This is a genomic window from Enterobacter cloacae complex sp. P13B, assembly GCF_014895915.1.
In the GTDB taxonomy this organism is placed as follows: domain Bacteria; phylum Pseudomonadota; class Gammaproteobacteria; order Enterobacterales; family Enterobacteriaceae; genus Enterobacter; species Enterobacter bugandensis.
Map to the genome: position 1 here is coordinate 56232 of NZ_JADBQN010000010.1, position 12553 is coordinate 68784.

Annotated in this window: 14 protein-coding genes; 13 read left to right on the forward strand and 1 reads right to left on the reverse strand. The window is 56.6% G+C overall.

The features are described from left to right. The first annotated feature begins 14 nt into the window (after positions 1-14). A complete protein-coding gene (add, locus tag IM273_RS05615) occupies positions 15-1016 on the forward strand; it encodes an adenosine deaminase (protein ID WP_193050149.1) in 1002 nt (333 codons plus the stop codon). A gap of 55 nt (positions 1017-1071) precedes the next feature. Here the strand turns inward: add and IM273_RS05620 are convergent, their stop codons facing one another. Further along, a complete protein-coding gene (locus tag IM273_RS05620; protein WP_048956290.1) occupies positions 1072-2112 on the reverse strand; it encodes an oxidoreductase in 1041 nt (346 codons plus the stop codon). 241 nt (positions 2113-2353) lie between these two features. On the opposite strand from IM273_RS05620, the gene blr reads away from it, so the two are divergent. The 12 genes from blr (at position 2354) to gstA (ending at position 12521) form a co-directional block, all read left to right on the forward strand. Continuing rightward, the gene (gene blr / locus IM273_RS05625) at positions 2354-2479 is read left to right on the forward strand and encodes a division septum protein Blr (RefSeq protein WP_168733269.1); all 126 of its coding nucleotides are present in this window, start codon (positions 2354-2356) and stop codon (positions 2477-2479) included. 233 nt (positions 2480-2712) lie between these two features. Further along, the gene (gene ydgT, locus IM273_RS05630) at positions 2713-2928 is read left to right on the forward strand and encodes a transcription modulator YdgT (RefSeq protein WP_013096896.1); all 216 of its coding nucleotides are present in this window, start codon (positions 2713-2715) and stop codon (positions 2926-2928) included. 86 nt (positions 2929-3014) lie between these two features. Further along, positions 3015-3455, forward strand: a complete 441-nt coding sequence (locus IM273_RS05635; RefSeq protein ID WP_193050151.1) for a DUF2569 domain-containing protein — start codon at positions 3015-3017, stop codon at positions 3453-3455. Between the two features lie 76 nt (positions 3456-3531). Next, positions 3532-4113 carry an electron transport complex subunit RsxA gene (gene rsxA / locus IM273_RS05640; protein ID WP_193050153.1) on the forward strand — a complete coding sequence of 194 codons (582 nt, stop codon included), beginning with the start codon at positions 3532-3534 and terminating at the stop codon, positions 4111-4113. Continuing rightward, complete coding sequence (gene rsxB / locus IM273_RS05645; protein WP_028012918.1) at positions 4113-4691, forward strand: electron transport complex subunit RsxB; 579 nt, start codon at positions 4113-4115, stop codon at positions 4689-4691. Before rsxA ends, rsxB begins: the two co-directional genes overlap by 1 nt. Next, a complete protein-coding gene (gene rsxC, locus IM273_RS05650) occupies positions 4684-6705 on the forward strand; it encodes an electron transport complex subunit RsxC (protein ID WP_193050154.1) in 2022 nt (673 codons plus the stop codon). Before rsxB ends, rsxC begins: the two co-directional genes overlap by 8 nt. Beyond that, positions 6706-7758, forward strand: coding sequence for an electron transport complex subunit RsxD (gene rsxD / locus IM273_RS05655; protein WP_193050156.1), 1053 nt, complete (start codon positions 6706-6708; stop codon positions 7756-7758). It begins immediately after the preceding gene. 10 nt (positions 7759-7768) lie between these two features. Continuing rightward, positions 7769-8389: an electron transport complex subunit RsxG gene (gene rsxG / locus IM273_RS05660; protein ID WP_193050159.1), complete on the forward strand. Its 621-nt coding sequence runs from the start codon at positions 7769-7771 to the stop codon at positions 8387-8389. Between the two features lie 2 nt (positions 8390-8391). Continuing rightward, entirely contained in the window at positions 8392-9078 is a 687-nt protein-coding gene (locus tag IM273_RS05665) for an electron transport complex subunit E (protein ID WP_063621463.1), read from the forward strand. Then, a complete protein-coding gene (gene nth / locus IM273_RS05670) occupies positions 9075-9710 on the forward strand; it encodes an endonuclease III (protein WP_028012914.1) in 636 nt (211 codons plus the stop codon). The genes IM273_RS05665 and nth overlap by 4 nt, the downstream gene beginning before the upstream one ends. 591 nt (positions 9711-10301) lie before the next feature. After that, a complete protein-coding gene (gene dtpA / locus IM273_RS05675; protein ID WP_028012913.1) occupies positions 10302-11810 on the forward strand; it encodes a dipeptide/tripeptide permease DtpA in 1509 nt (502 codons plus the stop codon). A gap of 105 nt (positions 11811-11915) precedes the next feature. Next, entirely contained in the window at positions 11916-12521 is a 606-nt protein-coding gene (gene gstA, locus IM273_RS05680; protein ID WP_028012912.1) for a glutathione transferase GstA, read from the forward strand. Positions 12522-12553 lie beyond the last annotated feature (32 nt).

The following is a 12553-nucleotide window of genomic DNA, read 5'->3' on the forward strand; positions in this document are numbered from 1 at the left end:
AAAAGAGTGCGACCATGATTGATACACGCCTGCCCTTAACTGATATTCATCGTCACCTTGACGGTAACATTCGTGCCCAAACCATCCTCGATCTTGGCCGCCAGTTCAACTTAACGCTTCCCGCTCAGACCCTTGAGTCCCTGATCCCACACGTACAGGTCACCTCCAATGAACCGGACCTGGTCAGTTTCCTGAGCAAACTCGACTGGGGCGTGAAGATGCTGGCCTCGCTGGATGCCTGCCGCCGCGTGGCGTTTGAGAACATTGAAGACGCGGCCCGTAACGGCCTGCACTACGTTGAGCTGCGCTTCTCGCCGGGCTATATGGCGATGACCCACAGCCTGCCCGTTGCAGGCGTGGTGGAGGCCGTCATTGAAGGCGTCCGTGAAGGGTGTAAAACCTTCGACGTTCAGGCCCGCCTGATCGGCATTATGAGCCGCACGTTCGGTGAAGCCGCCTGCCTGCAGGAGCTGGAAGCGCTGCTGGCGCACCGCGATGCCATCACTGCCGTCGACCTCGCTGGCGACGAACTGGGCTTCCCCGGCAGCCTGTTCCTCTCCCACTTCAACCGCGCGCGCGATGCCGGCTGGCACATTACCGTCCATGCGGGTGAAGCAGCGGGCCCGGAAAGCATCTGGCAGGCCATCCGCGAGCTGGGCGCCGAGCGTATCGGCCACGGCGTGAAGGCGGCAGAAGACCGCGCGCTGATGGATTTCCTGGCGGAGCAGCGCATCGGCATTGAGTCGTGCCTGACGTCCAACATTCAGACCAGCACCGTAGCAACGCTGGCGCAGCACCCTCTGAAAACGTTCCTTGAGCACGGCGTGCTGGCCTCGCTGAACACGGACGATCCGGCGGTTCAGGGCGTGGATATCATCCACGAGTACAACATCGCCGCGCCGCAGGCGGGCCTGAGCCGCGAGCAGATCCGTCAGGCGCAGATCAACGGGCTGGAGATCGCCTTCCTGACGCCTGCGGAGAAGCAGGCGCTGCGGGATAAGGTGGCAACCGCGTAAAACCTTTTGCCGGGTGGCTTCTACGCCTTACCCGGCATACAAAAGAATTTAAAACTTATGCCAGACAGAGCGTGGCGCGATGTTTGGCAGATTCAATCCCCAGCTCAATCAGCTCCATAATCTGGATCGCCTGGCTGGCCGGAACCGGGTTCTCCCCCGTTCCGTTCAGCGCATCGCGGATGGCAGCATAATAAGCCGGATAGTTACCCGGGATCGTTAACAGGGTTTCCTCAACCAGCTCCTCACCTTCCGTCCGTGTCACGACACCGTCGCGCATATCATAGCCCCAGTCTTCCTGCGGCAGACGTTCACCGTTTTTGAGGCGATCTTCCTGCGGATCGAGGCCAAACTTCACGTAGCTCCCGCGCGTGCCGTGGATGATATAGCGGGCAGATTCCGCGGCAGCGACCATCGTGCCGTGCAGCACAATCCGCCGCTGCGGGTAACTCAACACCGCGTGGAAGTAATCCGTTGTCTGCGCACCGGGCCTGAGCTGGGCCAGATCGACCGTCATGCTCACCGGCAGCCCAAACAGATTAACGGCCTGGTCCAGCAGATGCGGGGCTAAATCGTACCAGATGCCGCTGCCCGGACCGGCCTGCTCGCGCCAGCGGTTTCTCACCTGCGGACGGAAACGGTCAAAATGCGATTCAAAAAAAACGATCTCTCCTAACGTGCCTTCCCCGAGAAGCGTTTTAACCGTCAGGAAGTCGCTGTCCCACCGGCGGTTATGGAAAACGGACAGCACTCTGCCCAGACTTTTTGCCAGCGCCTCCAGCTCACGCGCCTGTGACAACGTCACGGTGAAGGGTTTGTCAACTACGACGTGCTTCCCGGCTTCCAGCGCGGCTTTCGCAAGCGGGAAGTGCGTGTCGTTCGGGGTGGGAATAACAATTAAATCGATATTCGGATCGTTGAAAAGGTGTTTAGGCTCGGAGACAACCGGCACTGCGGGCCAGTCAGCGTGGACTTTGGCGGCGTCGCTGCTGGATACCGCCGCCAGCGCCATTCCCGGCGTTCCGGCTATCAGAGGCGCATGAAACGTTTTGCTCGCGTACCCGTAGCCTATAAGCCCGACGCGGATGTTATCACTCATCGTGTTGTCCTCTTTTTGCGTTTCTTATTTCATACTGGCCTTTCTGGCATTGCCCTCATTAATAATGAGCCATGGCGCTTAAAATAGCAGGCTGTAACGGCTATTTTTGTTACATAGTATTAACCTTCTGATTTTGTTTAAGGGAATCGTTCCCAAAGCGCTTGCCGTCAGAGAAACAGCGCTGTAACATTTGCGACCTGTATTTATGGATAAATTACAACAGTGAATCATGGCATCAATTATTAATCGAATCATTGAATTAGCGGGATGGATTGTTCTTGGGGTTTCGGTCATTTTGCTCGGCGTAGCCAGCCATATTGATAACTACCAGCCGCCGGAGCCTGCTGCCGTCACCCATCCTAAGTAACCGGTTGCTGCTTTAAAGAGTGACATAATGTGTCAGTTTCGTATTGCCAGCCCTGGTGAACGCGGTTAACCTTCTCTTCCAGGCATCACCTTCGGTGCCTGAATTTCAGCAAAGAAAACTCCTAATTTCGTCGCGTTATCTGAGTGGGCTGTTTACGTCTGTATTAATCCGTTTATTATTCGACCGAATTACCTTAACTGGTATTACTCACTTTTATATGGAAAATTATTAATATGACAGTTCAGGACTATTTATTAAAATTTCGCAAGATCAATTCGCTTGAGAGCCTGGAAAAACTGTTTGACCATCTGAACTACACCCTGTCGGATAATCAGGACATCATCAATATGTATCGCGCCGCTGACCATCGCCGTGCGGAGCTGGTGTCCGGCGGACGCTTGTTCAACGTCGGCGAGGTCCCGAAGTCCGTATGGCGTTACGTTTTATAAGAAAGTAGCCATCCGCGCGAAATGTTATATACTCTCCGCCCTGCAAACTGGCTGTACAACATTTCGCGCAGATAATGGGAGAGTTCATGACCGCAACGCCTGGAGAACGCATCGGAGGCTGGTTAATCGCCCCACTGGCATGGCTGCTGGTTGCCTTATTAAGCGCATCGCTTGCGCTGCTGCTTTATACCACCGCATTGATTACCCCTCACGCTATTCAGACCCTGATGTCGCAAAGCGTGCTGAATATAGCGATGTGGTTTGTGTCGTTCGTTTTCGCGATTGGGATGTGGTACTACACCCTGTGGCTGACTATCGCCTTCTTTAAGCGCCGCAAGAGTGTGCCTAAGCACTACATTATCTGGCTGCTCATTTCGGTTCTGCTGGCGGTGAAGGCATTTGCTTTTTCGCCCGTATCAGACGCGCTTGCTGTCCGCCAGCTGCTTTTCCCGTTACTGGCTGCGGCGCTGCTGGTGCCCTATTTCAAACGTTCATCGCGTGTGAAAAACACCTTCGTGAACCCGTAATAACCTTACAGATAACCTGTTGTCGCCTGCCCCGGTTTGTCCGATAATAGGCGGCTTTTTTATTTCAGGCTAAATAATGACCGATTACTTACTGCTCTTTGTCGGCACCGTGCTGGTTAACAACTTCGTTCTGGTGAAGTTCCTTGGCCTGTGCCCGTTTATGGGCGTGTCCAAAAAGCTGGAAACAGCGATGGGCATGGGGCTGGCGACGACCTTCGTCATGACGCTGGCGTCCATCTGCGCGTGGTGGATTGACACCTGGATCCTCATCCCGCTGGGGTTAATCTATCTCCGTACGCTGGCGTTTATTCTGGTTATCGCGGTGGTGGTGCAATTTACCGAAATGGTGGTGCGTAAAACCAGCCCGGCGCTCTATCGCCTGCTGGGTATCTTCCTGCCGCTGATCACCACCAACTGCGCGGTGCTTGGCGTGGCGCTGCTGAACATCAACCTTGGCCATAATTTTATGCAATCGGCGCTGTACGGTTTCTCCGCCGCTGTCGGTTTCTCATTTGTTATGGTGCTGTTCGCGTCGATTCGCGAACGTCTGGCAGCAGCGGATATCCCTGCGCCATTTCGCGGTAATGCCATTGCGCTGGTGACCGCGGGTTTAATGTCTCTGGCCTTTATGGGCTTTAGTGGTCTGGTGAAGTTGTAATGAATGCTATCTGGATTGCCATCGCCTCTATCAGCGTCCTGGGGTTGGTGTTTGGCCTTATCCTGGGTTACGCCTCCCGCCGTTTCGCGGTAGAGGACGATCCTGTTGTTGAAAAAATTGATGAGCTTTTGCCGCAAAGTCAGTGTGGACAGTGCGGCTACCCGGGCTGCCGCCCTTACGCTGAAGCGGTAGGCATTCAGGGTGAAAAAATTAACCGCTGTGCGCCCGGCGGCGAAGCGGTGATGCTGAAAATTGCCGCCCTGCTTAACGTCGATCCGCAGCCCGTTGATGGCGATGCGGAAGTCCAGGAGCCGGTTCGCGCCCTCGCGGTGATCGACGAAGCAAACTGCATCGGCTGCACCAAATGTATTCAGGCCTGCCCGGTCGACGCCATTGTCGGCGCGACCCGCGCCATGCACACCGTTGTGGCGGATCTCTGCACCGGCTGTAACCTCTGCGTGGCCCCCTGCCCGACGCAATGTATAGAGCTGCGCCCGGTTGAAACGACTACCGAAAGCTGGAAGTGGGATCTTCAAACCATTCCGGTTCGCAATATTCCTGTGGAACAACATGCTTAAGTTATTTTCTGCTTTCAGAAAAGAGAAGATCTGGGACTTTGACGGCGGTATCCATCCGCCAGAGATGAAAACCCAGTCCAACGGCACGCCGCTGCGTCAAATTCCGCTGGCGACGCGTTACGTCATGCCGCTCAAGCAGCATATTGGCGCTGAGGGCGAGCTGTGCGTGAAAGAAGGCGATACCGTCCTTCGCGGTCAGCCGCTGACCTTTGGTCGCGGACGTATGCTGCCGGTGCACGCCCCCACCTCCGGTAAGGTGGTCGCCATTGCGCCGCATACGGTGGCGCATCCGTCCGCGCTGTCGGAACTGAGCGTGATTATTGAAGCCGACGGCGAAGACCGCTGGATTGACCGTGACGGCTGGAGCGACTACCGCAGCCAGAGCCGCGAAGCGCTCATCGAGCGCATTCATCAGTTCGGCGTGGCCGGGCTTGGCGGCGCGGGCTTCCCGACCGGCGTCAAGCTGCGCGGCGGTGGCGATAACATTCAGACACTGATTATCAACGCCGCCGAGTGCGAACCGTACATCACCGCCGACGATCGTCTGATGCAGGACTGCGCCGCCCAGGTGGTGGAAGGCATCCGGATCCTTGCGCACATTCTGCAGCCGCGGGAAGTGCTGATTGGTATCGAAGACAATAAACCGCAGGCTATCTCGATGCTGCGCGCCGTGCTGGCCGGTAGCCATGATATCAGCCTGCGCGTCATTCCGACCAAGTACCCCTCTGGCGGTGCTAAACAGCTGACACAGATCCTCACCGGCAAGCAGGTCCCGCACGGCGGACGCTCTTCGGATATCGGCGTGCTGATGCAGAACGTGGGCACCGCGTACGCCGTGAAGCGCGCGGTGATCGACGGCGAGCCGCTGACCGAGCGCGTGGTGACGCTGACCGGGGAAGCGGTCTCTCGTCCGGGCAACGTCTGGGCACGTCTGGGTACACCGGTGCGTCACCTGCTGGAGCAGGCTGACTTTTGCCCGGGCAGCGATCAGATGGTGATCATGGGCGGCCCCCTGATGGGCTTTACCCTGCCGTGGCTCGATGTGCCGGTGGTTAAAATCACCAACTGCCTGCTCGCGCCTTCCCCGACCGAGATGGGTGAAGAGCAGGAAGAGAAAGGCTGTATTCGCTGCAGCGCCTGCGCCGACGCCTGCCCGGCGGATCTGCTCCCGCAGCAGCTGTACTGGTACAGCAAAGGCCAGCTGCACGACAAGGCGAAAGCCCATAACCTGGCCGACTGCATCGAATGCGGTGCCTGCGCCTGGGTCTGCCCTAGCAACATTCCTCTGGTGCAGTATTTCCGCCAGGAGAAGGCTGAAATTTATGCCATCTCCATGGAAGAAAAGCGCGCCGCAGAAGCCAAAGCGCGCTTTGAAGCGCGCCAGGCGCGACTGGAACGCGAAAAAATCGCCCGTCAGGAGCGCCATAAGCAGGCCGCCGTTCAGCCTGGCGAGAAAGATCAGGATGCGATTAACGCTGCTCTGGCGCGCGTTCGCGAGAAAAAAGCCACCGCGGCGCAGCCTGTGGTGATCCCGGCTGGCGAGAAGCCGGACAACAGCGAAGCCATTGCGGCGCGTGAAGCACGTAAAGCTCAGGCACGCGCCCGTCAGGCTGAAAAAGCGCAAACGGTCCAGGCAGAGGCGGAGATCGACCCGCGTAAAGCCGCCGTTGAGGCGGCGATAGCCCGCGCCAAAGCCCGCAAAGCCGGTGAGCGAAGCGTGGTGGTTGAGCAGGAAGCGGTCGCCCCTCGCAAAGCGGCCGTTGAAGCGGCGATTGCCCGCGCCAAAGCGCGCAAAGCAGCGCAGCAGGCGCCAGCCGCAGAACCCGAAGCACCGGTCGACCCGCGCAAAGCCGCCGTTGAAGCGGCGATTGCCCGCGCCAAAGCCCGTAAGGCGGCGCAGCAGGAAGAGCAGCCGCAGGCCGCCAACGATGACCCGCGCAAGGCCGCCGTCGCCGCCGCCATTGCGCGCGTTCAGGCAAAGAAAGCCGCACAGCAAGCAGTTAACGAGGATTAAATGGTTTTCAGAATCGCAAGCTCCCCCTACACCCACAATCAGCGCCAGACATCGCGCATCATGATGCTGGTCTGCCTGGCGGCGCTGCCGGGCATTGCCGTTCAGTGCTGGTTTTTCGGCTGGGGAACCCTGTTCCAGATAATCCTGGGCTGTACCAGCGCCTTAGCGGCGGAAGCCCTTGTGCTTAAGTTGCGCAAGGCGGCGGTCTCCCGCATTCTGGCCGATAACTCCGCGCTACTCACCGGCCTGCTGCTGGCGATCAGTATTCCGCCGTTTGCCCCGTGGTGGATGGTGGTGCTCGGCACCGTGTTTGCAGTGATTATTGCCAAACAGCTGTATGGCGGCCTCGGTCATAACCCGTTTAACCCGGCAATGATTGGCTACGTGGTGCTGCTGATCTCCTTCCCGGTACAGATGACCAGCTGGCTGCCCCCGCACGAGATTGCGGCCGCGGTTCCGGGCTTCATGGATGCTCTGCACGTGATCTTCACCGGCCATACCGCACTCGGTGCGTATATGAACGCGCTGCGTATGGGCGTGGACGGTATCAGCCAGGCGACGCCGCTCGATACGTTTAAAACGTCCCTGCATGCCGGGCACAGCGTTGAGCAAATTATGAAATCGGCCATCTACAGCGGCGTGCTGGCAGGAGCCGGCTGGCAGTGGGTCAACCTGGCGTATCTGCTAGGCGGCCTGTTCCTGTTGCAGCAGAAGGCCATCCGCTGGCATATTCCGGTCAGCTTCCTCGTGACGCTGGCGGTCTGCGCCACGCTGGGCTGGGTATTCGCTCCTGAATCGCTGGCCAGCCCGCAGATGCACCTGCTCTCCGGCGCGACCATGCTGGGTGCCTTCTTTATCCTGACGGATCCGGTGACGGCCTCAACGACTAACCGCGGACGCCTGATCTTCGGCGCGCTGGCTGGCCTGCTGGTTTGGCTCATCCGCAGCTTCGGTGGCTACCCGGACGGCGTGGCCTTTGCCGTCCTGCTCGCCAATATTACCGTTCCGCTCATCGACTATTACACGCGTCCGCGCGTGTACGGCCATCGCTAAGGGTTTCGCCATGTTAAAAACGATGCAAAAACACGGCGTCACGCTGGCTGTCTTCGCCGCGGTCCTGACGGGGCTGACGGCACTGGTTAATGCGTTGACCAAAACGACCATCGAAGAACAGGCCTCGAAGCAGCAAAAGGCGCTGTTCGATCAGGTGATCCCGTCCGATTTCTACGATAATGACCTGCAAAAAAGCTGCTTTGTGGTAGATGCGCCGCAGCTTGGGAAAGGCCCGCACCGCCTCTTTATCGCCCGCAAAGGGGATAAACCGGTCGGCGCGGTGATGGAAGCGACCGCGCCTGACGGCTATTCCGGCGCCATTCAGCTGCTCGTGGGCAGCGATTTCTCCGGTACCATCCTGGGCACCCGCGTGACGGAACATCATGAAACGCCGGGTCTTGGCGACAAAATTGAAACCCGTCTGAGCGACTGGATTTTGCACTTTGCCGGTAAAGTGATCCATGGTGAAGATCACATCGCGTTTGCGGTGAAGAAAGACGGCGGCGAGTTTGACCAGTTCACGGGCGCAACCATCACCCCGCGGGCGGTGGTAAACGCTGTAAAACGTGCCGGGCTGTACGCTGAAACGCTGCCCGCGCAGATCAACAATCTTCCGGCCTGTGAGGAGTAATCATGAGCCAGGTTAAAGAGGTTATTGTCCAGGGATTGTGGAAAAACAACTCCGCGCTGGTACAGCTTCTGGGTATGTGTCCCCTGCTGGCGGTGACATCCACCGCCACCAACGCGCTCGGTCTGGGTCTGGCAACCACGCTGGTATTGACCCTGACCAACCTCTCCATCTCTGCCCTGCGACGCTGGACGCCGTCGGAAATTCGTATTCCGATTTACGTCATGATCATTGCGTCGGTGGTCAGTATTGTCCAGATGCTGATTAACGCCTACGCGTTTGGTCTGTACCAGTCGCTCGGGATCTTCATTCCTCTTATCGTCACCAACTGTATCGTGGTGGGTCGTGCGGAAGCGTTCGCGGTGAAAAACAGCCCGGCCATGTCGGCGCTGGATGGTTTTTCCATTGGCATGGGTGCCACGTGCGCCATGTTCGTGCTGGGCTCGCTGCGTGAAATCCTCGGCAACGGTACGCTGTTCGACGGCGCAGATGCGCTGTTGGGCGGCTGGGCCAAAGTGCTGCGCATAGAAGTGTTCCACACCGACACGCCATTCCTGCTGGCGATGCTGCCGCCCGGCGCGTTTATTGGCCTCGGCATGATGCTGGCGATAAAATACCTGATTGATGAGAAACGTAAGCGCCGCGCGGCAGAGCGCAGCGTTCTGGAAGGGACACCCGAGAAGGCCTCATGAACAAAGAAAAGCGCATTGCGATCCTGACCCGTCTGCGGGACGAGAACCCGCACCCGACGACGGAGCTGAATTTTACCTCTCCGTTTGAACTGCTGATCGCGGTGTTGCTCTCTGCGCAGGCGACCGATGTGAGCGTCAACAAAGCCACCGCCCTGCTCTATCCGGTCGCCAATACGCCGAAGGCCATGCTGGAGCTGGGCGTGGAAGGCGTGAAGTCATATATCAAAACCATCGGCCTGTTTAACAGCAAAGCCGAGAACGTGATTAAGACCTGTCGGATCCTGCTGGAACAGCACGGAGGCGAAGTACCGGAAGATCGCGCCGCGCTGGAAGCCTTGCCGGGCGTGGGGCGTAAAACCGCGAACGTTGTGCTCAATACCGCGTTTGGCTGGCCGACCATCGCCGTTGATACGCATATATTCCGCGTCTCAAACCGGACCAACTTCGCCCCAGGGAAAAATGTCGAGCAGGTAGAAGAGAAGCTGTTAAAAGTGGTTCCTGCCGAATTCAAGGTTGACTGCCACCACTGGCTGATTTTGCACGGTCGTTATACCTGCATAGCCCGAAAGCCGCGCTGCGGCTCCTGCGTTATTGAAGATCTCTGCGAATATAAAGAAAAAGTCTATCCCTGACCGTCATAATCCCTTGCCAAAAGAAGGGCTACCGTTCGTTCTTCTTTTGGCCGTTATTTGTCCGCTCTTACTTTCTTCTGACTTGTCACTTGTTCGGCTCTATAACGCTCAAACAGGTTAATACTTTTTTCATAGCCAAAAATTTCTATACATCTGTGATCGCGATCACTCTGATAACGTCATGTTGATTTTTTGTAGTCAAAGTCATCGCAAACCCTTTGCCGGGCAAGATTTAAATGCGTTTAGCCGGAAGATAAGACCAGCTATTTTTCAGAATATGGGCTATATCACTACAATAAGCGGCAAATAGCAGAACATATCGCCGAAACCCCATCGCACTGGGTGTATACCAGTCGAAAAAACTACCTTTAGTTATCGTATAAAATTTAACGCTAAATAACATTTGTAGAAACCGACAATTATACCGTTCAAGATATATGTAACAGATTATTACAAACGTATTGCCAGACGGGGCAGGATAGTGAACATTACCCGCCGTTTCTCCTCCCAATATAACTATAAGGCGGATGGGCTACAGCCATCACGCTATGAACACCCCCGTTAATATGGGATGTAAAAAAAGAGGTATATGTGTCGACTGCAAACAATAAACCAACAGATGAAAGCGTGAGTCTGAACGCTTTTAAACAACCGAAAGCGTTTTATCTCATCTTCTCTATCGAGTTATGGGAGCGTTTTGGTTACTACGGCCTGCAAGGGATCATGGCGGTTTACCTGGTTAAACAGCTGGGTATGTCCGAAGCCGATTCCATCACGCTGTTCTCCTCCTTTAGTGCCCTCGTTTACGGTCTGGTTGCTATCGGCGGCTGGCTGGGTGATAAAGTTCTCGGTACTAAGCGCGTCATTATGCTGGGTGCCATTGTTCTGGCTATTGGCTATGGTCTGGTTGCATGGTCAGGACATGATGCGGCTGTGGTCTACATGGGCATGGCAACCATCGCCGTGGGTAACGGCTTGTTCAAAGCGAACCCGTCTTCCCTGCTCTCAACCTGCTACAGCAAAGATGACCCACGTCTGGACGGTGCATTTACCATGTACTACATGTCCATCAACATCGGTTCCTTCTTTTCCATGCTGGCAACCCCATGGCTGGCCGCGAAATTCGGCTGGAGCGTGGCGTTTGCGCTGAGCTTCGTGGGTATGCTGATCACCGTGGTAAACTTCCTGTTCTGCCGCAACTGGGTGAAAGACTACGGTTCAAAACCTGACTTCGAGCCTGTCCACATGGGCAAGCTGCTGGCTACCATCGTGGGCGTTGTCGTCCTGGCGGCGATCGCCACCTGGCTGCTGCACAACCAGGGTATCGCTCGTGCCGTTCTGGGCGTAGTTGCGCTGGGCATCGTGGTCATCTTCGCGAAAGAAGCGTTCGCTATGAAGGGTGCAGCCCGTCGTAAGATGATTGTGGCGTTCATTCTGATGCTGGAAGCGATTATCTTCTTCGTGCTGTACAGCCAGATGCCAACCTCTCTGAACTTCTTCGCTATTCGTAACGTTGAGCACTCTATCCTGGGTATCGCATTCGAACCTGAGCAGTTCCAGGCGCTGAACCCCTTCTGGATCATGATCGGTTCCCCGATTCTGGCCGCAATCTATAACAAGATGGGCGATCGTCTGCCAATGCCGCACAAGTTCGCGGTGGGTATGGTGCTCTGTTCTGGTGCGTTCCTGGTGCTGCCGCTGGGGACTAAGTTTGCGTCCGACGCCGGTATCGTGTCCGTTAACTGGCTGATCCTGAGCTACGCGCTGCAGTCTATCGGCGAACTGATGATCTCCGGTCTGGGTCTGGCGATGGTTGCACAGCTGGTTCCACAGCGTCTGATGGGCTTCATTATGGGTAGCTGGTTCCTGACCACTGCCGGTGCGGCGATCATCGCCGGTAAGATCGCGAACCTGATGGCTGTGCCAGAAAACGTGACCGATCCGCTGCTCTCCCTGAACGTCTACGGTACCGTGTTCATGCAGATTGGTATCGCTACGGCGGTTATCGCGGCGCTGATGCTGCTGACCGCGCCGAAACTGAATCGAATGACTCAGGACGACGACAAGACGGCGGAAGCGAATAAAACCGCTACCGCGTGATATCTGAGAGAAACGACAGAACAGAAGCCGCTAAGAGATTAGCGGCTTTTTTTTTGTCCCTTCGCGCACTAACATAGCTGAAACCTCAGCAAAAAGGAGTTACCGATGAAACTGTTCTACAAACCGGGCGCGTGCTCTCTTGCTTCCCATATCACCCTGCGCGAGAGCGGCAAAGATTTCACGCTGGATGGCGTTGATCTGATGAAAAAGCGCCTGGAAAACGGGGATGACTTTTTTGCGATTAACCCAAAAGGGCAGGTTCCGGCCCTGCTGCTGGATGACGGAACTCTGCTGACCGAAGGCGTGGCGATTATGCAATTCCTGGCGGACAACGTACCGGATCGCCAGCTCCTTGCCCCTACCGGCAGCGTCGCACGTTATAAAACGCTGGAGTGGTTGAACTATATCGCCACCGAGCTGCACAAAGGTTTTACCCCCCTCTTCCGCCCGGATACGCCGGAAGAGTACAAGCCGACCGTTCGAGCTCTGCTGGAGAAAAAGCTGCAGTATGTTAACGAATCGCTGAAAGACGATCAGTGGATTTGTGGTTCACGCTTCACCATTGCCGACGCGTACCTGTTTACCGTACTGCGCTGGGCGCGTGCGGTTAAGCTGAACCTGGAAGGGTTGGACCACATCGCATCGTATATGGCGCGCGTGGCGGAGCGTCCAGCGGTGGCCGCGGCGCTAAAAGCGGAAGGGTTGAATTAAGCGAGCCGTCTGTGTTGCCGGGTGGCGCTGAC

Bases quoted from the DNA above. Each gene is read 5' to 3' on its own strand.
- ydgT (WP_013096896.1), top strand. From the start codon at position 2,713: ATGACAGTTCAGGACTATTTATTAAAATTTCGCAAGATCAATTCGCTT.
- rsxD (WP_193050156.1), top strand. From the start codon at position 6,706: ATGGTTTTCAGAATCGCAAGCTCCCCCTACACCCACAATCAGCGCCAG.
- gstA (WP_028012912.1), top strand. From the start codon at position 11,916: ATGAAACTGTTCTACAAACCGGGCGCGTGCTCTCTTGCTTCCCATATC.
- rsxG (WP_193050159.1), top strand. From the start codon at position 7,769: ATGTTAAAAACGATGCAAAAACACGGCGTCACGCTGGCTGTCTTCGCC.
- IM273_RS05620 (WP_048956290.1), bottom strand. From the start codon at position 2,112: ATGAGTGATAACATCCGCGTCGGGCTTATAGGCTACGGGTACGCGAGC.
- nth (WP_028012914.1), top strand. From the start codon at position 9,075: ATGAACAAAGAAAAGCGCATTGCGATCCTGACCCGTCTGCGGGACGAG.
- IM273_RS05635 (WP_193050151.1), top strand. From the start codon at position 3,015: ATGACCGCAACGCCTGGAGAACGCATCGGAGGCTGGTTAATCGCCCCA.
- IM273_RS05665 (WP_063621463.1), top strand. From the start codon at position 8,392: ATGAGCCAGGTTAAAGAGGTTATTGTCCAGGGATTGTGGAAAAACAAC.
- rsxC (WP_193050154.1), top strand. From the start codon at position 4,684: ATGCTTAAGTTATTTTCTGCTTTCAGAAAAGAGAAGATCTGGGACTTT.
- rsxB (WP_028012918.1), top strand. From the start codon at position 4,113: ATGAATGCTATCTGGATTGCCATCGCCTCTATCAGCGTCCTGGGGTTG.
- add (WP_193050149.1), top strand. From the start codon at position 15: ATGATTGATACACGCCTGCCCTTAACTGATATTCATCGTCACCTTGAC.
- rsxA (WP_193050153.1), top strand. From the start codon at position 3,532: ATGACCGATTACTTACTGCTCTTTGTCGGCACCGTGCTGGTTAACAAC.